Genomic DNA, 24005 nt, shown 5'->3' on the forward strand with positions numbered 1-24005 from the left:
GTGATTGCTGAACTTGAGGTGTCCTCCTTTGGTTACAATTCACGGATGGACGATGTATCCGCAATCCTCGACGGTCTCAACGATGCCCAACGCGAAGCGGTCGGTGCGCCGCCGGCGCATATGCGTGTGCTGGCCGGTGCCGGCTCGGGCAAGACCCGTGTGCTCATTCACCGTATCGCCTGGCTGATCGGCGTCGAAGGCGTCTCGCCCCAGTCGATTCTGGCGGTGACCTTTACTAATAAGGCGGCCGGCGAGATGCGGGCCCGTCTGGAGCCGATGCTGCGCGTGCCGGCGCGTGCGATGTGGGTAGGCACCTTCCACGGCATCGCGCATCGGCTGCTGCGTCTGCATTACAAGGAGGCCAAGCTGCCGCAGGCGTTCCAGATCATCGATTCGGACGATCAGCTGCGCCTGATCAAGCGGGTGATGCGCGGTCTGGAGATGGACGAGCAACGCTGGCCGCCGCGCCAGATGGCTGGCTTTATCAACAGCTGCAAGGAAGACGCCGAACGCCCGCAGGACCTGGCCGATACTGGCGACTATGCCCGATCGCAGATGATCCGGGTCTATACGGCCTATGAATCGGCCCGCGAGGCCGCCGGGCTAGTCGATTTCCCGGAGCTCTTGCTGCGTGCCTACGAGACCTGCCGCGACAACGCCGAGCTGCTGGCCCACTATCGGCGGCGGTTTTCGCATCTCATGGTCGACGAGTTCCAGGACACCAATGCCCTGCAATATGGCTGGGTGAAGCTACTGGCCGGCACCCACGGCAAGGTGTTCATCGTCGGCGACGACGACCAGTCGATCTATTCCTGGCGCGGGGCGCGGGTCGACAACATCCTGCGCTTCGAAGAGGATTTCGCCGGTACCCAGACAGTCCGGCTAGAGCAGAACTATCGCTCGACCGGGACCATCCTGGCAGCGGCCAACGGCCTGATTGGCCACAATATCTCGCGGCTCGGCAAGGAGCTGTGGACGGCCGGTGCCGAGGGCGAACCGATCGACGTCTATGCTGCCTACAACGAATACGACGAGGCCCAGCACGTCATCACCCGGATCCAGAACTGGATCAGCGAAGGCGGCTCGCGCTCCGATATCGCCATCCTGTATCGCTCCAACGCCCAGTCCCGGGTGCTGGAAGAGCGCTTGATCGCCGCCGAGATCCCGTATCGGATCTACGGCGGCCAGAAATTCTTCGAGCGCGCCGAGATCAAGGATGCACTGGCCTATTTGCGCCTGATCCAGTCGCGATCCGACGATGCCGCCTTCGAGCGGATCGTGAATACGCCCACCCGCGGTATCGGCAATACCACGGTCGACAAGATCCGTACCCATGCCCGGGCTTCGGCAATGAATCTCTGGCAGGCTGCCTACGAGCTGGCCGAAAACGGGCTGGCCGCGCGGGCGGCCAAGTCGGTGATGAACTTCATCACGCTAGTCGACGACCTGGATGCGGCCATCGAAGACATGGCCTTGCACGAAGCCGCCGAGCACGTGGTCGAAACCACCGCGCTCAAGGCCCACCACGGCAAGGGCAACGACGAAAAAGCCGAAGCCCGCCAAGATAACCTCGACGAACTGGTCTCGGCGGCCCGAGCGTATACCCCGGACGACGACGAGACTATGGACGAGATCACCCAGTTCTTGGCCTATGCCTCGTTGGAGGCCGGCGAGGCCCAGGCTGGCGAATGGGATGATTCGGTCCAGCTCATGACCCTGCATGCGGCCAAGGGCCTGGAATTTCCGCTGGTGTTCATGGTTGGCATGGAAGAAGGGCTGTTTCCGCACCAGCGCTCGGTCGAGGACGATAACGGGCTAGAAGAGGAACGCCGGCTGGCCTATGTCGGCATGACCCGGGCGATGGAAAAACTCAATATTTCGCATGCCGAGGTACGTCGGCTGCACGGTCAAGAGAATCTGGCTGCGCCGTCGCGTTTCTTGCGCGAGATCCCGGGCGAGCATCTGCGCGAGACCCGGCCCCAGGCCGGCATCTCCCAGCCGGTGTTCCGGCCCGGGCCGATCGGGCGCAACGAACAGAGCGCCGGCGGGCTGAATCTCGGCCAGCGGGTGGCACATAAAAAATTCGGCGAGGGCACGGTACTGGCCTTCGAAGGCGACGGCGCACGGGCGCGGATCCAGGTCAACTTCGATTCGGCGGGCAGCAAGTGGCTGATCGCCGGCTATGCCAAGCTCGATCCGATCTAGCCATAGCCACGACAGGCAGTCGCAATCCAGCGCCACGCATCGACCCGGCTTGGCTCATAAAAATGGGCCTTGGATCTAAGCGGTCGCGCCGATCCCAGCCTTGGAGTGCCCACCACGGGCGCGGTGCATCGCGGCCGCTGCCACCGCCGTAACCGGCATGGTGGCCGGTCGCTGTAGCGAGCGGAGGATAATCGGAATAACCCGCGCTATACTCGGCCAAACGATGGATAGTCGAATCTCAGGGGATCTATGGGGCATCGCGATGTCGCGGCCGGAGCCCGCATTTCGCGGTTCATGTTGGTGTTGCTGTTGTGTCTTTTAGGGGCGCCGGCCTTTGCCCAGCAGCCAGCGCCTGCAGCCAGTGCCCTGCCGGACGATGAGGTCGGTACCACGCTGCGGGTTGGCACCAAGACGGCGCCGCCTTTCGTAGTGCGCGATACCCAGGGCCGGCTGTCGGGTCTGTCAATCGCGCTATGGCAACGAGTGGCCGACCAGCTCGGGCTCAAGTCCAACTACGTCCAGCGGGATCTGCCGGGTCTGTTCGCCGGCCTGGAAAACGGCGATCTCGACGTAGCGGTAGCGGCCCTGACCGTGACCGAGCCGCGCGAGGCACGGATCGACTTTACCTTTCCCTTCTATACCACCGGTCTGGCGATAGCCGTGCCGGCCGACGGCAACGGCGGGGCCTGGCGCACCGTCAGCCGGGTGTTTTCCTGGCCGTTTTTGACCGCGCTGGCCGCCTTGGCCGGTGTGCTGCTGCTGGTCGGCGTTGCCGTCTGGGCTTTTGAGCGCCACCGCAATCCCGAAGAGTTCGGCGGCGGCGTGCTCAACGGGCTGGGCAGTGGCTTCTGGTGGGCGGCCGTGACCATGACCACGGTCGGCTACGGCGATAAATCGCCACGGACCTTGGGCGGTCGGCTGATCGGGCTGGTCTGGATGTTCGCCGCGATCATCGTCATCTCCAGTTTTACTGCAGCGATCGCAACGTCCTTGACCGTCGACAAGCTGTCCTCGGGGATCCAGAACGTCAACGATCTGGCCCATGCCCGAGTGACCACGGTGGCTGGTTCGGCGGCCGCGGTATCGTTGGCCGACCGGGGCATCACCTTCAACCGCCGCGCTTCGCTCGAAACCGCATTGACGAATCTGGCCGAGGGCCGGGTCGATGCAGTGGTCTACGATGCGCCGTTGCTCAAGTATCGGATTCGCCGGGACTATGCCAGCCGCCTGAGCGTGCTCGATCATACCTTCGAGCGTCAGGACTATGCCTTCGCGTTGCCCCAGGGCAGTCATCTGCGTGAGCCGGTCAACCGGGCGATCCTGGCGATCATTGACGATCGCCAGTGGAGCCGGCTGGTAGCCCGCTATATCGGTTCGCCCTAATGAACGTTTGGGGCTAAGGCACGGCCCATAGTCGTTACCGCAGCCCGACATGGCCCGGTACGGGTGTTTCGCGGCCGCTGTGCGATAGAGCTTTAAGGGCGTATCGGCTGGCCATATGCCGGCCTTCGCTCGCCGGGCGTGTCGCGATCGGGGCGGAGGCTATGGCGTGGTTGGGGCCAGCCTCGGCGGCGAGCGAATGGGCCGTTAAGCGCAGCGGCCGTCTCGGCCGGGTGGGTATTCGGTCGAGACGGGCCGAAGCGGTCTAGTCGGCGTGTCGCACCATGGTCTCGATGCCGTGCGACTTCAGGCGCTGGGCGAGATTCTGGGCTTTGGCGCGTGTATTTACGGTACCGCTTTGTACGCGATAGACCGTTTTGCCTGAAGACGTCTTGACGTCGACGATACGCGCGGTCACGCCCAGCAGCGCAAGCCGTGCCTTGCGATGATCGGCATCGTCGTGGGTCGAAAACGCACCGGCCTGGATGACATAGCCCGTGCCAGCATCGCCGGTGCTGTTGTCGGAAGGCGCGTTAGAGGCCGAACCACTCGACGGCTGATGCGAAGTCGAGGCTGGCGCCGGGGTCTCGACCGCGGCCTCGGCCTCGTGGGGCGTATGGGCATCGACCGGGGCTGGCTGTGTATGGCGTTGGTTCGCCGGTACTTCCACCTTGTAATTCGGCAGCATCTTGTAGAACGAAAACCGCGGCTCGGACTGACCGTCGTCGGCTGCCTTGGGGGCGGCGGCTGGTGGCTGGCTGTTCGAAGTCTCGGTGTCGTTGTCTTGCGACTGGTGCGGCACGTCGATCGATACACTTTCTGGGCCGTGTCCGGCCGGCCGACTGGCGATGTAGTAGATCGAGCCGATCACGATCGCAACCAGCAGCCCGCAGGCGAACCAGACCCAGCCGGGCGCACCACGGCGTGTGGCCGTGTTCCTGCGCGGGCTGGAACCGTTTTTCTTGGCGCTGCTTTTCGGCTTGGATCGCGCCGAGGTTGCTGCCGGCTTCGCACGCTTGGGCGTCTTGCGTTTGCCGCTGTTGCTGTTCGGCGGATCGTTGCGGCGCGAGGAATAATCGCGAGCCATTTACAACACCTCGTCGATCGATGCCAGGGTCACATTCGCTCCGGAGCGGACACGCCCAGCAACTCGAGACCGTTGGCGATCACCTGCTGTGCCGCGGCGACCAGGGCCAATCGTGCATTGCGCAGCGCCTCGTCCTCGAGTACGAATTTCTGGGCGTTGTAGTAGCTGTGGAAGATATCGGCCGTATCGCGCAGATAATGAGCCACGCTCTGAACTGCGGACTCGGCCGCGGCCGCCGAGACCATCTCCGGATAGCGCGAGAGCGCCGTGATCAGGCGCTGTTCGTGCTCGGAATCCAGCCGGTCCAGATCGGCTGCGCTCCGGTCGTAGGTCAGCCCTTGTTCGTCGAGCTGGCGAAACACGCTGCAAATCCGGGCGTGGGCATACTGGATGTAATAGACCGGATTGTCTTCCGACTGGCTGCGGGCCAGGTCGATATCGAAGGTCAGCTGCGAATCGGACTTGCGGGCGACCAGGAAATAACGGGTCGCATCGCGTCCGACCTCGTCGATCAGGTCGCGTACGGTCACATAGGAACCGGCGCGCTTGGACAGCTTGACCTCTTCGCCAGAGCGCATGACTGTGACCATCTGGTGCAGCACATACGCCGGCCAGCCCTCGGGAATGCCGATATCCAGGGCCTGTAGCCCGGCCCGCACGCGGGCGATGGTGCCGTGGTGGTCTGCGCCCTGTTCATTGATCGCGTGGCCGAAACCGCGTTCCCATTTGGCGCGGTGATAGGCGACATCGGGCACGAAATAGGTATAACCGCCCTCGGCCTTGCGCATCACTCGGTCCTTGTCGTCGCCGTAGTCGGTGGTCTTGAGCCACAGGGCGCCGTCGGCTTCGTAGGTATGCCCGGCCGCGACCAGGGCATCGACCGTAGCCTCGACGCTGCCGTCGGCATACAACGCCGATTCCAGGGCGTAGTGATCGAAGGACACGCCGAAGGCCCGCAGGTCGTCGTCCTGTTCGCGACGTAGATAGGCCACCGCGAATTCGCGGATCGCCGCCAGATCGTCGGGATCGGCAGCCGCGGTGACTTCGCGATCGTCGGCGGTCACGGTCGCCCCGTCCAGATAAGCCGCTGCCACGTCGGCCAGATATTCGCCGCGATACCCGTTTGCCGGCCAGTCGGCATGCTCCGGGGTCAGACCGCGACAACGAGCGGCCACCGAGTGGGTCAGATTGTCGATCTGCACGCCGGCATCGTTGTAGTAGAACTCGCGGGTCACATTCCAGCCGGTGGCGTCATACAGCCGTGCCAGGCAGTCGCCGACCGCAGCCCCACGCCCGTGGCCGACGTGCAGCGGCCCGGTCGGATTGGCCGAGACGAACTCGATCAATACCTTGCGGCCTTCGCCGTCGTCCGAGCGGCCGTAGTGCTCGCGGCTGGCCAGAACGTCGTCGATCACGGCGCGAAAAGCCGCTGGGGCCAGAAAGAAGTTGATAAAGCCGGGCCCGGCGATCTCAACCCTGGCGATGCGCTCGTCGTCGCCCAGCTGGTCCACGATCGCCTGGGCGATCTCGCGCGGATTGCGGCGTGCGGCCTTGGTCAGCTGCATCGCCAGATTGGAGGCGAAATCGCCATGGGAGGCATCGCGCGTGCGTTCGACGTGCGGCGCGGCAGGGATATCGAGATCAGGCCAGGCGCGCGCAGCGGCGCCGGCCAGCAGCTGTTGAACGAGTGCTTTCACGGCGAAACGAGCCAGATCGGGGTGAAAACCGTGCAGTCTAACGCTGGCGCCGTTCGCCGGCTATGTTTCAGCCTCGAGTAAACAAAAGGCACGCTGTGATCCACGCGGCCCGTAGGCCACCCCGGGCAGCTCGGTATCGGGCAATACCCGGGCCCGGGCGAAGCCGGCCGCCTCCAGGCCGGCCAGGGCCTGATCCTCGTGATAGCACAGCGTCGAGCCGGGGCGCGCCGCCCAGCGTCGGGCCAGGGCCGCGCTCGGCCCACGCGGGGCGAATCGGCGTAGGGGGTAGACCTCGGTCAGATAGCGGCCGCCGCCGAGGCGTTTCAACAAAGCCGCGATATGCGCCCAGGCCCGTTGCTTGGCGTCCCGATTGAGATAATCGACTACGCCTTCGGTAAGCGCGACCACCGGCCCATGGGCCGGGGCGGCGATCTGCGCGCCGAGGTCATCGCCCAGCAGATCGCCAACGGCCAGATGATAATTGGCCGGCGGCGGACCGGCCGGCGAGGCGCGCCGGGTCGCGACCATGCCGGGCAAATCCAGATCGTGCCAGCGCGTTTCGGGATGGGCGCGGGCATAGGCCAGCCCGCGGGTCGACAGGCCGGCGCCGATCTCGATAGCCAGGCTCGGTGCGATGCGCGCGACCCAGGCCGAGAACCAGTAGTGGCGCCAGTACAGCAGAGCTTCGCCCGGGGCCAGTGCGGGGAATATCGGCGACAGCGCCCGGGTACCGCATCGCAGTGCACCGAGCATGGTCCGGCCGCGGCGGCTATCCCAGGCCTCGGCTTCGGCAAAACCGTAGTGGGCCCAGGCGGCGGCGGTGGCATAGGCCGTCGGGCTGATGCGTGGATCGCCCTGGGGCGGGGCATTAGAATCTCGACTCATGGGCTGAGACTGCCAGAAATCCAAGCCCAGGGGTGCCGAGCGGGCGGCCCGGCACGTTCGGCGCGGCAGGCCGTTCAGATCAGATCCTGGGGGTCGACATCGATCGACCAGCGTACCCGGCGCGCGCCCGGCAGCTCGGCCAGTTGATACTGCCAGCGATCGAGCACCGGATGCAGCAACGAACGGCGCGCGGCGTGCAGCAGCAGATGGGCGCGATAACGCCCGGCCCGGCGGGCCATCGGCGCCGGTACTGGGCCCCAGCAGGCCAGCTCGCCATCGATCGGAATGGTATCGGCCGCCGCGGCCAAAAAATCGTGCGGATATTGGGCTTCGTGGGCCTCGGCCCGCAGTAGCGCCAGATAGCCGAACGGCGGCAGGGCAGTAGCCTCGCGTTCGGCCAGTGCGGCTTCGGCAAAGCCCGGATAACCGCCGCTGAGCAGTCGGGTGAGCATCGGATGTTCGGGATTGCGGGTCTGTAGCCAGACCTCGCCGGGCCGATCCGCGCGTCCGGCCCGGCCAGCGACCTGGGTGACCACCTGGGCCATGTGTTCGGTAGCCCGGAAATCGGCCGAAAACAGGCCGCCATCGACATCCAGTACGCCGACGCAGGTCAGGCGGGCGAAATCGTGGCCCTTGGCGAGCATTTGGGTGCCGACCATGAGCTGGGTGGTGCCGCTGGCGACATCGGCCAGCTGGGCTTCCAGCCGGCCTTTGCGGGCCATGCTGTCGCGGTCGAAGCGGGCGATCGAGACATCCGGGAAATGGCTGCGCAGGGCGCCGGCCACGCGCTGGGTGCCGGCGCCCAGCGACACTAGATTCGCGGCGCCGCAGGCGGCACAGGCTGCGGGCGCGTCGGCGTTCGCGCCGCAGTGGTGGCAGATCAGCCGGCGCCCGCCGCCGTGTACGGTCATCGGGGCATCGCAGCGCTCGCAGGGCGCGATCCAGCCACAGTCGTGGCAGGCCAGTGCCGGGGCAAAGCCGCGCCGGTTGATGAAGATCATCACCTGATTGCCGGCTTCGAGATGGGGGCGAATCCGGCTGATCAAGGGATCGGACAGGCCGCCGTCGAGTGGCCGCGAACGAATATCGATCAGCTTGATTTGCGGCAACGCGGCCCCGGTCGCCCGACGCGCCAGCCGCTGGTAGGCAAAACGTCCGGCACGGGCATTGTGCAGGGTCTCGAGCGCTGGCGTGGCCGAGCCGAGCAGGATCGGGCAGGCCGTAGCCTGGGCGCGTTTCAGGGCCACGTCGCGGGCGTGATAGCGCAGGCCGTCGCCTTGTTTGTAGGAGCCGTCGTGTTCTTCGTCGACCACGATCAGGCCCAGCCGCGGCATGGGGGTGAACACTGCCGAACGGGTGCCGACCACGATATCGGCCTCGCCAGCCGCGGCTGCCTTCCAGACATCGGCACGCTCGCCGTCCGAGCGTTGCGAGTGCAACACGCCGATCGCGGCGGCGAAACGCGAGCGCAGCCGGTCGATGAGTTGTGGTGTGAGGCCGATCTCGGGCGCCAGGAACAGGATTTGTCGCCCGGCAGCCAGCACGTCGGCCATGCGCTGGAAATAGATTTCGGTCTTGCCGGAGCCAGTCACGCCCTCGATGAGTGCCGGGGCAAAGCCTTCGGCAGTGCGCAGCCGCTCGATCACGGTGTGCTGGTCCTCGGTCAGTTCCGGCGCCTGGCCGGCACTGCCGGTTTCCAGGCCGCCGGGCAGCTCGACGGCTTCGATCAGGCCGCGCTCGGCCAGCGTCTTCAACGGTTTCTGGGCCGCGGGAAAACGCGCCAGCAGGGTGCTGTGGGCGATCGGATGATCGGCATCGCGCAGCACGGCCAGTAGTTCGCGCTGGCGAGGCGCGCGCGAGAGCGCGGCCTCAGCCTCGGTCGGCGGTTCGGCGCTCGCCTGCCAGCCACGATTGCGGTTGGTATCCTGCTCGCTGCGGGTCCGTCGCAGCGCTGCCGGCAAGGCGGTCGCGATCGTTTCGCCCAGCGGGTGGTGATAATAGCGAGCAGTCCAGCGCAGTAGCTTGAGCACTGCGTCGTCGAGTAGCGCCTGATCATCCAGGACCGCTATAACCGGCTTGAGCCGGTCAATGGCGACTTGGCTGTCGACATCGACGGCCACGATCACGCCGACCAGCGGCCGCCGGCCAAAGCGAACCTGCACCCGGGCGCCAATCGTCGGGCTGGCCTCGGGGGCCACTTGGTAGTCGAATGTGCCGTGCAGCGGCACCGGCACGGCGACACGAATGACTCTTAAAGCCTGCACGCTCAAGAGTCTATGGCCTGTGGATAAGTTGGTGGATTAAATTTGGACAGCCGCTCCATAGGTTTCGTCTAATATCTGCGATTGTACGAAAGGGTAAATAAATATTTATTAATATCAGATGCTTATATTTTTTATGGCCGCTCGCCTGGTAATAGATCGGTGGCTGGAACCGCCCATACAAGCTGTGGATTTGTGGAAAAACAAAGCGTCATAGACCTGCGGCGATGCCACGATATGTCGGCCGTCGCGTCGAGCCGACTGCCGCAAAAGGGCAGTTTGAATGCTCATGGATGAGCCTGACGATGCCCGACGCGGCGTAGTTCATCGAGCATCAACAGCGTCAAACCCCAAAGTTTTCGTCCTTGGCCGCAGTCGTAACAGGGCATGGATTTGGCCAGGCGGCCGATGCGCCAGAGCATTCGCTGACGGCGCTCCGGTTCGTCTAGCCATGCCAGCGCCAGCCATTGCCAGGCCGCGATTTCATGGTTGGTCGTAATGGTCGCTTCGGTCGGGCAGCGATAGACGAACGGCGAGACGATCATTGGCCGTCGCCGGCTATGGTCGGGGACCAGCCGATCCGATAGCCGGCCGATGCCCAGGCTGCGCTCCAGCACGAGTCCGGTCTCTTCGGCGGTTTCGCGACAGGCCGCGGTCGAAGCGCTGGCAGCGTCGCAGTCGTCGATCCGGCCGCCGGGCAGGCCCATATCGCCCGACCAGGGGTCGCCCGGGCGCTGAGCACGTTCGACGACCAGCACTTCGGTGCCCTGTCGGGACTCGCGCAGGATCACGGCGACTGCAGCGCGCATCAGACGTCGACGCAGTGGATTGCGCCGTGCGCGATAGCGAGCCAGGGCAGTGACGATCGGGGCGAGCTCATGCATGGGGGCTCAGGATACGAGCGATCGGCCTCGACTGCATGCTCAACAAAAAAAGCCGCCCGCAGGCGGCTTTGAAAAACAGCGCATGCGCGCTGGGTGTTCGACCCGGCAAACGCTAGATCTGTTTCAGGCCGCTGGTCAGATCGGCACAGACCTGCTTGGCATCGCCGAACACCATGCGGGTGTTGTCGCCGAAAAACAGATGGTTGGCCACGCCCGAAAAACCAGTGCCCTTGCCGCGCTTGATCACGTACACCTCATGCGCGGCATCGACGTTGAGAATCGGCATACCGTAGATCGGGCTGCTCTTGTCTTCCTTGGCGGCCGGATTGACCACGTCGTTGGCCCCGATCACCAGCGCTGCGTCGGCATTGGGGAATTCCGGATTGATCTCTTCCAGGTCGTAGATCAGGTCGTAGGGTACGCCGGCCTCGGCCAGCAGTACGTTCATATGGCCCGGCATGCGCCCGGCGACCGGGTGGATAGCGAACTTGACGTCGACACCGTGTTCCTTTTGCAGCGCCTGTACGTACTCCCAGAGCTTGTGCTGGGCCTGGGCCACGGCCAAGCCGTAGCCGGGCACGATGATCAACGAATCGGCATAGGCCATGGAGGCGGCCGCGTCGAAGGCCTCTACCGATTTCATCTCACCTTCCGGACCTTCGGACTGGCTGCCTTCGTCCACGCCGAAGCCGGCGAACAGGACATTGGTCAACGAGCGGTTCATGCCTTTGGCCATGAGGTAGGTGAGCAGCGAGCCGGCCGCGCCGACCACCATGCCGGCGATAATCATGGCCGGGTTGTCGATCACATAGCCTTCGAAGGCCACGGCCAGGCCGGTAAAGGCGTTGTACATGGAGATCACCACCGGCATATCGGCGCCGCCGATCGGCAGCGTCAGGAGTACGCCGAAGGCCAGGCTGACGATAAAGAACAGGGTGACCAGCACCGGGGCGCCAAAGTTCGAGGCCACGATCGACCAGCCGAGGATCACCAACAGCAGCGCCAGCACGCCGTTGATCACCTGCTGGTAGGGCACCCGCATGGTCTTGTCGAGCTTGCCTTCGAGCTTGGCCCAGGCGATCAGCGAACCGGTGAACGAGACGCCACCGATCGCAGCGCCCAGCACGGCCATGAGGATCAGCCCGAAGCCGGCGCTGAAGGCCTCGTGCGAGTACATCTCGATCAAGGCGATCGCGGCCGCGGCGCCGCCGCCCATGCCGTTGTAAAGCGCGACCATCTGCGGCATGGCGGTCATCTGGACCCGCTTGCCGGACACCCAGGCCGCGCCGCCGCCGATGGCGATGGCGATGAGCATCAGAATGTAATGCCAGGCGCCGGCATGGATGGCCGGATGGAAGAAGGTGAAGACCACGGCGACCAGCATGCCGATGCCGGCCAGCTTGATGCCCTTCTTGGCAGTGCGTGGCGAGCCCATCTGCTTGAGCCCGTAGATGAATAGCACTGCCGCCACGAAATAGCTGGCGTTGACCAGAAAGCCCCAGAATCCCATAGGTCTATCCTCTTATTGTTGTCGTTTTCGGATCAGTCCTTGGAGGACTTGAACATTTCGAGCATGCGCTCGGTGACCACGTAGCCACCCACGGCGTTGCCGGCGGCCAGGATGGTACCGACGAACCCGATCAGGGTTTCCCAGAAGCCGTCGGCATTGCCGAGTGCCACCATCGCGCCGACCAGCACGATGCCGTGCACGAAGTTCGAGCCGGACATCAACGGCGTATGCAGGATCGTCGGCACCCGGCCGATGATCTCGTAGCCGGTGAATGCGGCCAGCATGAAGATATAGAGCGCAACAAAACCGGTAATCATAATCTCCTCCTAAATCGCTCGACGCGCGGGCAGCGCGGTTATTCGGCCTGGGTCTGCAATGCTTTGGCGACCGCTTCGTTGACTATGCGTCCTTCGTGGGTCAGCACCGACTTGGCCAGGATTTCGTCGTCCCAGTTGAAGTCAAGCCGGTGGGTCTTGTCGCCCGGTTTGGCGTCGTCTTGGCCTGGTTCCTCGACGAGAATCAGCTGTAAGAAGTTGAACAGGTTCTGGGCATACATTTCGCTGGCGTGCTCGGCGAGCAGGGCCGGCATGTTGGAAGGCCCGTGGATCGTGACCGCGCCGTGGGTGATGACTTCGTCGGGCTGGGTCAGCTCGCAGTTGCCGCCGCCGGCGGCCCCCAGATCGATGAGTACCGAGCCGGGCTTCATGGCTTCGACCATGGCTCGGGATACGATCTTCGGCGCTGGCTTGCCGGGCACTGCCGCGGTCGTGATCACGGCATCGGCATCGGCCATGTTTTGGGCCAGCATGTCCTGCTGTTTTTGTTTTTCGTCGGCGGTGAGCTCGCGGGCATAGCCGCCCTCGGCTTCGGCCTTTACGCCTTCGGCGACCAGAAACTCGGCACCCAGCGATTCGACCTGTTCCTTGGTATCGGTGCGTACGTCGTAGCCATAGACCTTGGCGCCCAGCCGCCCGGCGGTGGCGATCGCCTGTAGCCCGGCGACCCCGGCACCAATCACTAGCACCTTGGCCGGGCGAATGGTGCCGGCTGCCGTGGTGAGCATCGGCAGAAACCGTTCCAGCGAATTGGCCGCCATCAGGGCGGCTTTATAGCCCGCCGCATTGGCCTGGGACGACAGCGCATCCATGGACTGGGCGCGGGTGATACGCGGGATCAGCTCCATGGCGAAGCAGGTGATCTCGTTTTTCTGCAGGGTGGCGACTACGTCCGGATTGTTGTGCCCCTGGACGAAGCTGATCAGTACCGAGCCGCGGCGCATCTTGTCGATCTGCTTGGGCTCGGGGGCATTGACCGCAAGCACGACATTGGCGGTATAGATCTCGTCAGCGCGGCCGGACAGCATCACCGGCTCTTCGAAGGCCTCGTCCGGAATCCGGCTGCCTTGCCCGGCACCTTTGGCCACGGTCAGCGCGACGTCTAGCTTGCCGAGCTTCTTGGCGACTTTCGGCACCATCGCGATACGTTTTTCGCCGGCGGCGGTTTCTTTGGTCACTGAAATGGATACGGTCATATTGTTTCTCGGCTTTGAAGATGTCGAGGTGTTGTTATCTGGGACCGGTTAAGTGCGATCTCCCCTGCACTGTGATCGGATGTAACCACAGATTCGTACCTGTCGCGAGCACATAAGAATAGAATTCGATGTTCGAACGCGGCCATCAAATCCTGTGCCAAAACGGGTGTTTCGAATCAAATTGGTGACAACCGTTTTTATTGCGTCGTCAGTTTCTCCGGTTTCTGTTCAATATAGCCGTCCGGGATCGCGAATCGGCTGTCCGGAATATCGGCGTGGCTGATTGCCGCTAGCGAACGCCGTTCGCCGGACACGCTATCGACGAAACGCACCGGCATGCCGGACAGGTCGCGATAGGGCAGGCCGATGCCTTCCAGGCCGGTGCCTTCGAGCATGTCCTGTAGCAGTGCGAACATCGATCGCACGGTCGCGAAACTGTCCTTGGATAGACCCAGCGCGTCCGCACTGGCGACACACATCTTGTCGGCGGGCTGGCCACCGCGCACGATCTGGATCACGTTGCAGGCGATGCCGTTGACCTGGTCGGTTGCCCCGGTGCGGTCGATGCCGACCGAGCGACTCTTGCCGCTCAGGCCAGGAATTTTAGCCACCATGGCCGCACGGGCGGCCGGGCGCTGATCCTTGGGCAGCTTCTGCAGCCGGTTTTCAATTCGTGCCCGCAGCGCATCCATCTGGTGCCGGATCTCGCCGGCGGCGTTCTTGTCCAGTCGGGTATAGGTCTGCTCGGACGGTGTGACCGACACGATCGCCGGATCGTCGGCCCGATAGAGCTGCCAGCTATCGCCGTCGCCGTCGATGCGTACCGCCTCGGCGGTGATATAAACCTGGTACTGGCCGCTGGCCCCGACATAGGTCAGGGTGGTGTCGGCCTGAGCGGCGCTGAATAGCCCGGTCAGGGCCAGGATCATGGCAGCGCCGGCCAGGCGCCACGTGCTGCGAGTCATAGACAATCTCCGAATCGTACGAATCGATGGCGCATGGCGCACACCGGCGATCGATCAGTACACTAACGATATGCTGCTGATCGACGCCAGCGTCTATATCTTTCGTGCCTTCCATGCGCTGCCGGACAGTATCACCGGTCGCGGTGGTCGACCGCTGAACGCGGTGCACGGCTATGCGACGTTCCTTACCGGGCTACTTGAACAGGTCGACGACGACCAGATCGCGGCCGCGTTCGATGAATCGTTGACCAGCTCGTTTCGCAACGAGTGGTTTGCCGATTACAAGGCCAATCGAGAAGCCCCGCCGGCCGAGCTGGTCGACCAGATCGCGGCCTGTCGCGAGCTGACCGAGGGACTGGGCATTGCCACCCTGTCCAGCCCGCGCTACGAAGCCGATGATTTGATCGGCAGCCTGGCCGCAGGCGCCCAAGCGCCGGTTACGATCGTAACTTCCGATAAGGACCTGGCCCAGCTGCTTGGTACCTCCGATGTGCTCTGGGACTATGCCCGCGAGGCCCGCTACGATCGGCAAGCGATTCAGGCCCGGTTCGGCGTGGTGGCCGAGCACATACCCGATTATCTGGCGCTGGTCGGCGACGCGGTCGACAATATCCCAGGCGTGCCTGGCATTGGAGCCAAGACAGCAGCTGCCCTGCTGGCCCGTTTCGACAGTCTGGAGACCATGCTGGCCGATCTCGAAGCCGTGCGTGATTCCGGCCTACGCGGGGCGAAGTCGCTGGCTGGCAAGCTCGATACCCATGCCGAGCAGGCGCGGCTGTCGCGCCGACTGGCGGTGATTGTGATCGATATCGAACTCGAGCCGGCACAGCGCGATATCCGCCGGCGCGCGGCCAATCTCGAGCGCCTTGATGCGCTGTGTCAGGCGATCGGCGCCGGCCATCGCCTGCGGCGCCAGCTCGGGCTGTCCGAATACAAGGAAGCGAACCCATGAGTGTATGGCAAGCCATTGAAGCCGCAATCGAGTCCGCGACCGGGGCGGCATTTGCCATCGACGACCAGCGCGCGGCGATGGGCGGGGACATCAACGATGCCCATGTGCTGAGCGATGGCCGCCACCAGTTCTTCGTCAAGACCAATCGTGCCGATCGGCGCGCGATGTTCGAAGCCGAGGCGGCCGGTCTCAAAGAGCTGCGGCAATCCGCGGCCCTGCGCGTTCCCGAGCCGATCACCGTCGACAGCAGCGACGATACGGCCTTCATCGTGCTCGAATATGTCGAACTGGAGCGGCCGACCCGCGCTGCGATGAGCGCCCTAGGCGAGGGGCTGGCCGAGTTGCACGGCATCGTTGCGCCGCGCCACGGCTGGGATCGCGACAACACCCTAGGCCCGAATCCGCAGCACAACACGCCGCATGCCGACTGGGTCGAATTCTGGCGCGAGAATCGGCTGGCCGTGATGCTGGATGCGTTGACACCGAGCTACCCGGAGTTGGCCCGCGAGGGCGACCGGCTGTTGGCGGCCTTGCCGGACCTGCTGGCCGGGCACACGCCCGAGGCCTCGTTGCTGCACGGTGATCTGTGGGGGGGCAATGCCGGAATGGACAGCGCCGGCACACCAGTGATTTACGATCCGGCGGTCTATTACGGCGACCGCGAGACCGATCTGGCCCTAACCGAACTGTTCGGCGGTTTCGCGCCGGAGTTCTATGAAGCCTATTGGGGCGCCTGGCCGCCGGCACCCGGCTACCGGGAAATCCGGCGGCCGCTGTATCAGCTGCATCATCTGCTCAATCATGCCCGGCTGTTCGGCGGCGGCTTCGCCGGCCAAGCCCAGCGCGTTATGCAGCAGCTCGTCGCCCAGGTCTGACCGTTTGTCCGGCCAGCCCTGGGGTTGAGCCCATCGGCGCCGTTACAATACGCGCCCAGCCAGTTCAAGCGCGGCATGCCATGAGCGAAATCCCTGTCCTCGATACCCGAGCGCCGGCCGGTCTGACCCCCGGTTCGGTCGCGGCCAACAAGTTGACCAAGCGGCTACGGCGCCAGGCCGGGCAGGCGATCGTGGACTACGGCATGATCCGCGACGGCGACCGGGTCATGGTCTGTCTGTCCGGCGGCAAGGACAGCTATACGTTGCTGGATACGCTGCTGTATCTACAGCAGGTGGCGCCGGTCTCGTTTTCCCTGCGGGCGGTCAATCTCGATCAAAAGCAGCCCGGCTTCCCCGAGCATGTATTGCCCGAATATCTGGCCGACCTCGGCGTCGACTACGAGATTATCGAGCAGGACACCTATTCGGTGGTCACCGAAAAGATCGCCCCGGGGGCGACCATGTGCGGGCTGTGTTCGCGCCTGCGGCGGGGCATTTTGTATCGCTATGCGCGCGAGAACGGTTTTACGCGCATCGCCCTGGGCCATCATCGCGACGATATCGTGGAAACCATGTTCCTCAATATGTTCCACGGCGGGCGCATGGCTGGCATGCCACCCAAGCTGAAATCCGACGATGGCGATAACGTGGTGATCCGGCCGCTGGCCTACTGTGCCGAAAACGATATCGAGAAGTACTCGCGGCTCAAGCAGTTCCCGATCATTCCCTGCAATCTCTGCGGTTCCCAGGACAATCTGGCCCGGCAGAACATCAAGCAGATGCTAGTCGACTGGGAAGCCGAGGATCCGGGCCGCAGCGAACGTATTTTCCGCGCCATGACGCGGATCGCGCCTTCGCAGATGGCTGATCGTGAGCTATTCGATTTCGTCGGCCTAGAAAGCGACGGCCCGACGGACTCATGATGCGGGCGGATTGTGTGCAGTGATCCGTGGAAGTACCCAGCCCGTTCTTGAAAACGATTCTCACCCACCGCATACTAAAAGCCGCTGTGCACGTTTGTGCACTACAGCTATAGAAAGAGAGTTTCCCACGAGGTTCGCCTAGCAATGAGCGAAAAAACCAAGCGGTTCAGGTTTCCGCAAAATCAACACATGGACGACCACTTCGATTGGTGGAACTTCATGCCCATGGCCCTGATGCACCTGGGTCTGATCGGGATCTGGTGGACCGGGTTCACCTGGACCTCGGTCGCGATGTGCGCGTTTTTGTACGTAGCGCGTGTGTTCGGCATCACGGCCGGTTACCACCGCTACTTCTCGCATCGTGGCTACAAGACCAGCCGCGGCTTCCAGTTCGTACTGGCGCTGTTGGGCGCAACTGCGTTGCAAAAGGGTCCGCTGTGGTGGGCCGCCAAGCACCGCGAACACCATCGCGATACCGATGAGCCGGAAGATGCGCATTCGCCGCGCCAATACGGCTTCTGGGATGCGCATGTCGGCTGGGTCTATCGCGAAGCCCGCTCTAATCCGGACATGGATCTGATCAAGGATTTCTCCAAGTATCCGGAAATTCGCTGGGTCGAGCGCCATCAGTATGCGCCCGGTATTGTCCTGGCGTTGCTCTGTTTCGCGATCGACGGCTGGACCGGTCTGTTGGTGGGTTGGTTGTTGTCGACCATCCTGGTCTACCACGCCACGTTCACGATCAACTCGCTGGACCATATGTTCGGCCGTCAGCGCTATCTGACCGGCGACGACTCGCGCAACAACTGGTTGATGGCGCTGCTGTCGATGGGTGAAGGGTGGCATAACAACCATCACTACTACCCGGCGACTGCCCGCAACGGCTTCTTCTGGTGGGAGTTCGATCCGACCTACTACATGCTGGTCGGACTCGAGAAAGTCGGCCTGGTATGGAATCTGCGCCAACCGCCGAAGTCGATTCTCGCTAACGAGAAACCGCCGACCCAGAAGATCATCGACAAGTGTGCGGTGTATATCGCGGAAGGCTTCTCGGCCGAGCGCATCAGCGCCAATATTCGTGAGCGCTGGGAAGGCAGCCACGTCATGGACGATCTGCGTAGCCATGCCCGCGATACCTGGAGCGCAGCCGAGAACTATCTGGCCGAGGTCGAACTGCCGGAATTCCCGAGCGCCGAAGAACTCAAGGCCCGGGCCCACAAGCAGTTCAAGATCCGCCACGAAGGCTTGGATCGGGCAATCGAACGAGCGCAGGACATGCTGCGTCGTTCCGTCTCCCAGCGTCTGATCGAAGACGTCCAGGCCGAGCATCGCAGCACGGCCTAAGGCTGGATGGTCGATTCGAACAGCCTACAGGGTTGTTCCGAGCCTCGAAGCCCGTCGCGATAGCGGCGGGCTTTTTTTATGCATGGCATGCGTCTTAGGGCGTGTCGTCATGAGCGATGCCAGCGCATGACGCCCGCCCATCGTGTCAGGCCAGGCGCATGCCGCCGAGCGTCGCGGGCCCACGGTCGAGGCCTGCAATGCCGCCTGGCGCGGTGGACGGGCATCCCGCGCAAGCGCCCGTGCCCCTGAGGCGGTCATCCGGCGTTATCGTTCGCTCATGTGGCTGGGCCACGCTCACGAGCTCTTGTCTTGCCAGCTCAGGGGCGCGGGTGGGCGGTGTCTCTCATGGCGACACGCCCTAGGCGTGTTGAGGTCGCGTCCGAGCGCCGCTTGGCCGCCCCAGTCGTGGCTGGCCAGGCGTGACCGCCGGTTCGGGGCGGTCGTGCCCCGATCAAGGCTCGTAACGCGGCTAGAGGCGATTTGGGGCGTCGCCCTTCGATAACAACGGCTGTTGGGCCGCAATCCAGCGTTGCCGCTTGCTAACGTAGCGCAAGCCGCACTCTCGGCGCCTCGGCTTGCAGCCCAAAAGCCCTGCCAGCAGCTCTGGGCGCGGACCCGCACGAAACTCAATGCCCCTAGCAGCCGCTGGGCAGACATGGCGCGAGATTCAGTCGAGCTTGTCGCGTGCTTTCTGGCGCGATTCGTCAGCCGGCTCTTCGTCCGGATCGTGGCTTAGATCGCCGCCACAGAACTTGCAGTAGGCGGCATCGATCTCATGCCCGCTGCGCTCGCAGTGCGGGCACTGGGTGTTCTGGCGCTGGTTGGAGATCTCGTTGGTCAATTCGGCGGTGATGATGCCGCCGGTCACGGCCAGCAGGGCATAGCCGCTCATGATCGCGACCCCGGCGATCGTCTGACCGAGCGGCGTGGACGGCGAGATATCGCCATAGCCTACGGTGGTGATGGTCACAATCGCCCAGTAGACCGCTCTTGGAATGCTCGTGAACCCGTGTTCCGGGCCTTCGACGACATACATCAATGCCCCCAGGACCGTCACCATCAGCGCCAGCATGCCGAGAAAGATCTGCATCTTGCGCTGGGCATGCCGCAGGGCCCGGGTCATGATGTTGGCGTCGTTGGCATAACGCACCAGCTTGAATACCCGGAAGATACGCATTACGCGTAGCACCCGGACGGCCACGAAATAATGGGCGTTGGGCAGCGCCAGCCCGATGTACAGCGGCAAGATCGACAATAGATCGATCAGGCCATAGAAGCTGACGATGTAGGCCCAGCGACGACGAGCAGCATAGATGCGCGCCGCATATTCAGCGCTGAAGGCCAGGGTCAGAAACCACTCAAAACCGTTCAGATACGGCCCGACCCGGGATTCGATCGCCGCCACCGAGATCAGCATCATATTGATGACGCTGGCCACGATCAGTACCAGTAGGGCGATATCGAAACCGCGCCCCGCAGGGGTATCGGTACCGAAGATGATGGTGCGCAGCTGGGTCCGCAGCCAGGCCTCTTCGTGGGCTGAAGTCAAAACGTGGCCATGGGGGTCGCTCTATAGACGAGAGTTGGCAGGAATCCGGCGCGATTGCCAGTAATGATCGCGCCAGTAGATATTGTCCAGGCGTGAAATCGTTACGCCCTGGCTGCTGGAGGCATGCATGAAGCGGCCCTGGCCGAGATAGATGCCCACATGATGGGATAGGGCGCCGGTCTTGAAGAATACGAGATCGCCGGTTTCCAGATCGGCACGTGCAATCGACATACCGACTCGTGCCTGCTGAACCGTGGTGCGCGGCAATTCGTAGGATTCGACGGCGTCCAGCGTCTGGCGTACGAAGCTCGAACAGTCGACGCCGTTCTGACTGGTGCCGCCATAGCGATAGGGCGTGCCGGCCCAGCGTTCGTAGAAGCGGTGCAGGGCCTGTTGGAGGCGATCAGCGGCCGCGCTCAGCATGCTCGGTTCCTCGGCTGCCGGCGCGGTGTATTCGCGAGGCGCGGGCGGCGTGCTCGCTGCCTGGGCCGGACGATGCTGCAGGCCTGGGCTGGCACAGCCCCCGGCGGCCAGCAACAGCAAGCCGCCCGCCACAACTCGCAGCCAACGATCGACTGACCGTTGTGACGCTGTCTGAAAGCGTATTTTGACCACGCCAACGGCTCGGAATACCGCTTCATTCACATGTGCCCCCTCGCAACCCCTGCACAAGCTGCTTAAGATAGTCGTATGGCCAGCGACTTGAAAAGCCCTCCGGCATGACCCGGCCCATTACCGTTGCTGCTGTCGATCTCGGTTCGAACAGTTTTCATATGCTTGTCGTTAGGCTCGAGAACGGGCATCGACGCGTCGTTGATCGCATTAAGGAATCGGTGCGCCTGGCCGGCGGGTTGGGCGAGGACGGCCAACTCGACGAACCAACCCAGGCGCGCGCCCTGGACTGCCTGGCGCGCTTTGGCCAACGGCTGCGCCAGTTCGACGAGGCCCAGGTGCGGGCCGTCGGCACCAATACCCTGCGCCAGGCCCGCGGTGCCGGTGACTTTCTGGCGCGCGGCGAGGCCGCGCTGGGCCATCCGATCGAGATCATCTACGGGGTCGAGGAGGCCCGGTTGATTTATGCCGGCGTAGTCGAGGATTTCGAAGCTCGAGACGAACAGCGCCTGGTCGTGGATATCGGCGGCGGCTCCACCGAGTTGGTGATCGGTCGCGGCGAGGAGGTGCTGGAGGCCGAAAGCGTCGCGCTCGGCGCGGTCACGCATACCCAGCGTTTCTTTCCCGATGGCAAGATCAACAAGACCGCCTGGAAGGCCGCAGTGACCGAAGCCCGGTTGGCGCTCGAGCCGTTGGCCTATCGCTATCGCGAGCGCGGCTGGTCGATCGCCATCGGGGCCTCGGGCAGTATCAAATCGATCCTGCGCGCAGCCGGTGCCGATGAGCCGGGCGGGGTCATCACCCCCGAGGCGCTGGCGCGGCTAAGCCGGGCCGCCCGCAAGGCCGGCTCGATCGCCAAGCTGTCGCTGCCCGGTGTGTCAGACGATCGACAGGCGATTTTCGCCGGCGGGCTGGCGGTTTTAACCGGCGTTTTCGATAGCCTAGACGTGGCCGAAATGCGGGTCTCCGACAAGGCCCTGCGCGAAGGCGTGATCCACGATCTGCTGGATCGGCTGGCGGCCCATGACGTGCGCGAGCACGGCATAGCGGATGCTGCCCGGCGGTTCGTGATCGATGCCGAACACGGCCGTCGGGTCGCTGATACTGCGACCCGGCTCTGGTTGTCGGGCCACCCCGGGCTGGATTCCGAGGACGATATCGCGGATCACGCAATGGCCGAGGCCCGGCGCGGTCTGCGCTGGGCGGCGATGTTGCACGAACTCGGTCTGGCGGTGGCCCACCGCGGCTACCACAAACACGGCGAATATCTACTCAGCAATGCCGATATTCGCGGCTTTTCCCAGGCCGATCAGAAACTGTTGGCCACCTTCGTACGCCTGCACCGCGGCCGCCTGCGGACCGAATTGATCGACGTGCTGCCGCCGGCCTGGCAGGCACGCGCGCGACGGATCGTGCTTGCGCTGCGTCTAGCGGTGATTTTGCACCGCGGCCGCGATCCCAGAACGCGGCCACCGGCGAGCCTCGACTATGGCGATAACGGTGTGACGCTGTACATCGACGGCGATTGGCTCGAGGCCCGGCCGCTGACCCGGACCGATCTCGAGCGCGAGGCCGAGCGGCTGGACAAGGCCGGGCTGACCCTGGCGTTGATTACCGAGGCCGATTGCGCCACCGGCACCGGCTAGGCGCCGGTGCGCCTAGCCTTTGCTGCCGGTATTGAACTCGCGTACCGAGGCGAAGCTGATCTCCGGCCAGCGTTCCTCGGTGAGCTGGAGCTTGACCCGGGAAGGGGCGAGATAAACCAGGGCCCCGGAGTGATCTTCGGCCACGCCGGTGTCCATGCGATTGCGAAAGCGCTCGATCTCGCGATCGTCGCCATAAATCCAGCGGGCGGTATAGACCTCGACGCCCTCGAAGCCGGCGTTGACGTTGTATTCGGTCTTGAGCCGCTCGGCGACCACGTCGAACTGCAGGGTGCCGACAGCGCCCAGGATCACGTCGTTGTTGTGTAGCGGCCGGAACACCTGGGTCGCGCCTTCCTCGCAGAGCTGGTCCAGCCCTTTGTGTAGCGCCTTGGCCTTGAGCGGATCGCGTAGGACCACGCGCTGGAATAGTTCCGGTGCAAAGTTGGGAATGCCGGTAAAGGCCAGGTCCTCGCCTTCCGAGAAACAGTCGCCGATCGCGATCGTGCCGTGGTTGTGGATGCCGATGATGTCGCCCGGCCAGGCGGTTTCGGCCGCTTCTCGCCGGTTGGCCATGAACGTCAGCGCATCGTTGATACGGATGTCCTTGCCCGCGGTGAGATGGCGCATCTTCATGCCCTTGCGGTAGTGACCCGAACAGATGCGCATAAAAGCGATGCGATCGCGATGCTGTGGATCCATGTTCGCCTGGATCTTGAACACGAAGCCAGACAGGGGCTCCTCGCTCGGCAGCACCTCGCGCGAGGTGGTCTCGCGTGGCCGCGGGGCGGGCGCCCATTCGACGAACGAATCCAGCAGCGGTCGGATACCGAAGTTGTTGACCGCAGAGCCGAAAAACACCGGCGTGACCTGGCCATTGAGATACATCTCCAGATCGAAGCCGTCGCCGGCCTCGCGCACCAGCTCGATCTCTTCGAGCAGCTCGTCGTAATAGTCGCCGGCGATTTCCTTAAGGCGTGGATCTTCCAGGCCGTCCATAGTCACGGTCTTGCCGCCGGCTTCGTTATCCGAGCCTTCGTAGAGATAGACCTTGTCGTCGAGCAGGTGATAGACGCCCTTGAAGGCGCGCCCCATGCCGATCGGCCAGGTGATCGGTGCACAGGCAATGCCCAGCACGTTTTCGATTTCGTCGAGGACTTCCAGCGGCGGCCGGCCGTCGCGGTCCATTTTGTTAATGAAGGTGAAGATCGGCGTCGTGCGCAGTCGACAAACTTCCATCAACTTGATGGTCCGCGGCTCGACGCCGCGGGCGATGTCGATGACCATCAGCGCCGAGTCGACCGCGGTCAGCGTGCGGTAGGTGTCTTCGGAAAAGTCTTCGTGGCCCGGCGTATCCAGCAGATTGACGATGCGATCGTTATAGGGGAACTGCATCACCGAGGTGGTCACCGAGATCCCGCGCGACTGCTCCATGGCCATCCAGTCGGAGGTGGCATGCCGCGATGCCTTGCGCCCCTTGACCGTGCCGGCGAGCTGGATCGCGCCGCCGAACAGCAGCAGTTTTTCGGTCAGCGTAGTCTTGCCCGCGTCCGGGTGCGAGATGATCGCGAAAGTACGGCGAAGCGCGGCTTCCTGCGCAGCTAGACCGGATTGAGCAGTGGCGGGCTGGTTCATTTTGCGCTCCGATCGGACGACCGAACGTTCGTATGTCGCTGAGTCGACTCGAAATAATATTTGTATA

19 protein-coding genes are annotated in these 24005 nt (G+C 63.8%); 7 read left to right on the top strand and 12 right to left on the bottom strand.

Going from position 1 to position 24005, the window contains the following annotated elements; genetic code table 11:
• Nucleotides 1-45 precede the first annotated feature (45 nt).
• Both uvrD and V5738_RS01395 read left to right on the top strand, forming a co-directional pair.
• Entirely contained in the window at nucleotides 46-2205 is a 2160-nt protein-coding gene (uvrD, locus tag V5738_RS01390; RefSeq protein WP_423824222.1) for a DNA helicase II, read from the top strand.
• Between the two features lie 249 nt (nucleotides 2206-2454).
• Nucleotides 2455-3588 (top strand): transporter substrate-binding domain-containing protein, encoded by a 1134-nt coding sequence (locus V5738_RS01395; RefSeq protein WP_423822607.1) that lies wholly within the window; start codon nucleotides 2455-2457, stop codon nucleotides 3586-3588.
• Nucleotides 3589-3850: 262 nt separating this feature from the next.
• On the opposite strand, the gene V5738_RS01400 is transcribed toward V5738_RS01395, so the two are convergent.
• The 9 genes from V5738_RS01400 to V5738_RS01440 all read right to left on the bottom strand — a co-directional run bounded on the left by V5738_RS01400 (nucleotide 3851) and on the right by V5738_RS01440 (nucleotide 14405).
• Nucleotides 3851-4672, bottom strand: coding sequence for an SPOR domain-containing protein (locus V5738_RS01400; protein WP_423822608.1), 822 nt, complete (start codon nucleotides 4670-4672; stop codon nucleotides 3851-3853).
• A gap of 29 nt (nucleotides 4673-4701) precedes the next feature.
• Nucleotides 4702-6369, bottom strand: coding sequence for an arginine--tRNA ligase (gene argS, locus V5738_RS01405; protein ID WP_423822609.1), 1668 nt, complete (start codon nucleotides 6367-6369; stop codon nucleotides 4702-4704).
• A 60-nt stretch (nucleotides 6370-6429) separates the two neighbouring features.
• Nucleotides 6430-7254, bottom strand: coding sequence for a hypothetical protein (locus tag V5738_RS01410; protein WP_423822610.1), 825 nt, complete (start codon nucleotides 7252-7254; stop codon nucleotides 6430-6432).
• A 74-nt stretch (nucleotides 7255-7328) separates the two neighbouring features.
• Nucleotides 7329-9518, bottom strand: a complete 2190-nt coding sequence (locus V5738_RS01415) for a primosomal protein N' (RefSeq protein ID WP_423824223.1) — start codon at nucleotides 9516-9518, stop codon at nucleotides 7329-7331.
• A gap of 284 nt (nucleotides 9519-9802) precedes the next feature.
• Entirely contained in the window at nucleotides 9803-10399 is a 597-nt protein-coding gene (locus tag V5738_RS01420; RefSeq protein WP_423822611.1) for an NUDIX hydrolase, read from the bottom strand.
• Between the two features lie 112 nt (nucleotides 10400-10511).
• Entirely contained in the window at nucleotides 10512-11909 is a 1398-nt protein-coding gene (locus V5738_RS01425) for an NAD(P)(+) transhydrogenase (Re/Si-specific) subunit beta (protein ID WP_423822612.1), read from the bottom strand.
• Nucleotides 11910-11941: 32 nt separating this feature from the next.
• Nucleotides 11942-12226: an NAD(P) transhydrogenase subunit alpha gene (locus V5738_RS01430; RefSeq protein WP_037339012.1), complete on the bottom strand. Its 285-nt coding sequence runs from the start codon at nucleotides 12224-12226 to the stop codon at nucleotides 11942-11944.
• A 38-nt stretch (nucleotides 12227-12264) separates the two neighbouring features.
• On the bottom strand, nucleotides 12265-13440 hold the full coding sequence (locus tag V5738_RS01435) for an NAD(P) transhydrogenase subunit alpha (RefSeq protein WP_423822613.1): 1176 nt from the start codon (nucleotides 13438-13440) through the stop codon (nucleotides 12265-12267).
• A 197-nt stretch (nucleotides 13441-13637) separates the two neighbouring features.
• A complete protein-coding gene (locus V5738_RS01440; RefSeq protein WP_423822614.1) occupies nucleotides 13638-14405 on the bottom strand; it encodes a DUF4412 domain-containing protein in 768 nt (255 codons plus the stop codon).
• Nucleotides 14406-14475: 70 nt separating this feature from the next.
• Between V5738_RS01440 and V5738_RS01445 the strand changes: the two genes are divergently transcribed.
• The 4 genes from V5738_RS01445 to V5738_RS01460 all read left to right on the top strand — a co-directional run bounded on the left by V5738_RS01445 (nucleotide 14476) and on the right by V5738_RS01460 (nucleotide 18499).
• On the top strand, nucleotides 14476-15357 hold the full coding sequence (locus V5738_RS01445) for a 5'-3' exonuclease (RefSeq protein ID WP_423822615.1): 882 nt from the start codon (nucleotides 14476-14478) through the stop codon (nucleotides 15355-15357).
• Entirely contained in the window at nucleotides 15354-16232 is an 879-nt protein-coding gene (locus tag V5738_RS01450) for a fructosamine kinase family protein (protein WP_423822616.1), read from the top strand. Before V5738_RS01445 ends, V5738_RS01450 begins: the two co-directional genes overlap by 4 nt.
• 80 nt (nucleotides 16233-16312) lie before the next feature.
• Nucleotides 16313-17155, top strand: a complete 843-nt coding sequence (gene ttcA / locus V5738_RS01455; protein WP_423822617.1) for a tRNA 2-thiocytidine(32) synthetase TtcA — start codon at nucleotides 16313-16315, stop codon at nucleotides 17153-17155.
• Between the two features lie 144 nt (nucleotides 17156-17299).
• Nucleotides 17300-18499, top strand: coding sequence for an acyl-CoA desaturase (locus V5738_RS01460; RefSeq protein WP_423822618.1), 1200 nt, complete (start codon nucleotides 17300-17302; stop codon nucleotides 18497-18499).
• A 667-nt stretch (nucleotides 18500-19166) separates the two neighbouring features.
• On the opposite strand, the gene V5738_RS01465 is transcribed toward V5738_RS01460, so the two are convergent.
• Together V5738_RS01465 and V5738_RS01470 are read right to left on the bottom strand one after the other, a co-directional pair.
• The gene (locus tag V5738_RS01465) at nucleotides 19167-20048 is read right to left on the bottom strand and encodes an ion transporter (RefSeq protein WP_423822619.1); all 882 of its coding nucleotides are present in this window, start codon (nucleotides 20046-20048) and stop codon (nucleotides 19167-19169) included.
• A 21-nt stretch (nucleotides 20049-20069) separates the two neighbouring features.
• On the bottom strand, nucleotides 20070-20603 hold the full coding sequence (locus tag V5738_RS01470; RefSeq protein WP_423822620.1) for a C40 family peptidase: 534 nt from the start codon (nucleotides 20601-20603) through the stop codon (nucleotides 20070-20072).
• A 164-nt stretch (nucleotides 20604-20767) separates the two neighbouring features.
• Between V5738_RS01470 and V5738_RS01475 the strand changes: the two genes are divergently transcribed.
• A complete protein-coding gene (locus V5738_RS01475; RefSeq protein WP_423822621.1) occupies nucleotides 20768-22306 on the top strand; it encodes an exopolyphosphatase in 1539 nt (512 codons plus the stop codon).
• A 12-nt stretch (nucleotides 22307-22318) separates the two neighbouring features.
• On the opposite strand, the gene V5738_RS01480 is transcribed toward V5738_RS01475, so the two are convergent.
• Nucleotides 22319-23938, bottom strand: coding sequence for a peptide chain release factor 3 (locus V5738_RS01480; protein WP_423822622.1), 1620 nt, complete (start codon nucleotides 23936-23938; stop codon nucleotides 22319-22321).
• Nucleotides 23939-24005: the final 67 nt, after the last annotated feature.

It is taken from the genome of Salinisphaera sp. SPP-AMP-43 (assembly GCF_049568105.1).
GTDB lineage: Bacteria > Pseudomonadota > Gammaproteobacteria > Nevskiales > Salinisphaeraceae > Salinisphaera.

What these genes read in the sequence shown, in the direction of transcription:
- uvrD (WP_423824222.1), top strand. Translation starts at nt 46, where the DNA reads ATGGACGATGTATCCGCAATCCTCGACGGTCTCAACGATGCCCAACGC.
- V5738_RS01395 (WP_423822607.1), top strand. Translation starts at nt 2,455, where the DNA reads ATGGGGCATCGCGATGTCGCGGCCGGAGCCCGCATTTCGCGGTTCATG.
- V5738_RS01400 (WP_423822608.1), bottom strand. Translation starts at nt 4,672, where the DNA reads ATGGCTCGCGATTATTCCTCGCGCCGCAACGATCCGCCGAACAGCAAC.
- V5738_RS01410 (WP_423822610.1), bottom strand. Translation starts at nt 7,254, where the DNA reads ATGAGTCGAGATTCTAATGCCCCGCCCCAGGGCGATCCACGCATCAGC.
- V5738_RS01420 (WP_423822611.1), bottom strand. Translation starts at nt 10,399, where the DNA reads ATGCATGAGCTCGCCCCGATCGTCACTGCCCTGGCTCGCTATCGCGCA.
- V5738_RS01425 (WP_423822612.1), bottom strand. Translation starts at nt 11,909, where the DNA reads ATGGGATTCTGGGGCTTTCTGGTCAACGCCAGCTATTTCGTGGCGGCA.
- V5738_RS01430 (WP_037339012.1), bottom strand. Translation starts at nt 12,226, where the DNA reads ATGATTACCGGTTTTGTTGCGCTCTATATCTTCATGCTGGCCGCATTC.
- V5738_RS01435 (WP_423822613.1), bottom strand. Translation starts at nt 13,440, where the DNA reads ATGACCGTATCCATTTCAGTGACCAAAGAAACCGCCGCCGGCGAAAAA.
- V5738_RS01440 (WP_423822614.1), bottom strand. Translation starts at nt 14,405, where the DNA reads ATGACTCGCAGCACGTGGCGCCTGGCCGGCGCTGCCATGATCCTGGCC.
- V5738_RS01445 (WP_423822615.1), top strand. Translation starts at nt 14,476, where the DNA reads ATGCTGCTGATCGACGCCAGCGTCTATATCTTTCGTGCCTTCCATGCG.
- V5738_RS01450 (WP_423822616.1), top strand. Translation starts at nt 15,354, where the DNA reads ATGAGTGTATGGCAAGCCATTGAAGCCGCAATCGAGTCCGCGACCGGG.
- ttcA (WP_423822617.1), top strand. Translation starts at nt 16,313, where the DNA reads ATGAGCGAAATCCCTGTCCTCGATACCCGAGCGCCGGCCGGTCTGACC.
- V5738_RS01460 (WP_423822618.1), top strand. Translation starts at nt 17,300, where the DNA reads ATGAGCGAAAAAACCAAGCGGTTCAGGTTTCCGCAAAATCAACACATG.
- V5738_RS01475 (WP_423822621.1), top strand. Translation starts at nt 20,768, where the DNA reads ATGACCCGGCCCATTACCGTTGCTGCTGTCGATCTCGGTTCGAACAGT.
- V5738_RS01480 (WP_423822622.1), bottom strand. Translation starts at nt 23,938, where the DNA reads ATGAACCAGCCCGCCACTGCTCAATCCGGTCTAGCTGCGCAGGAAGCC.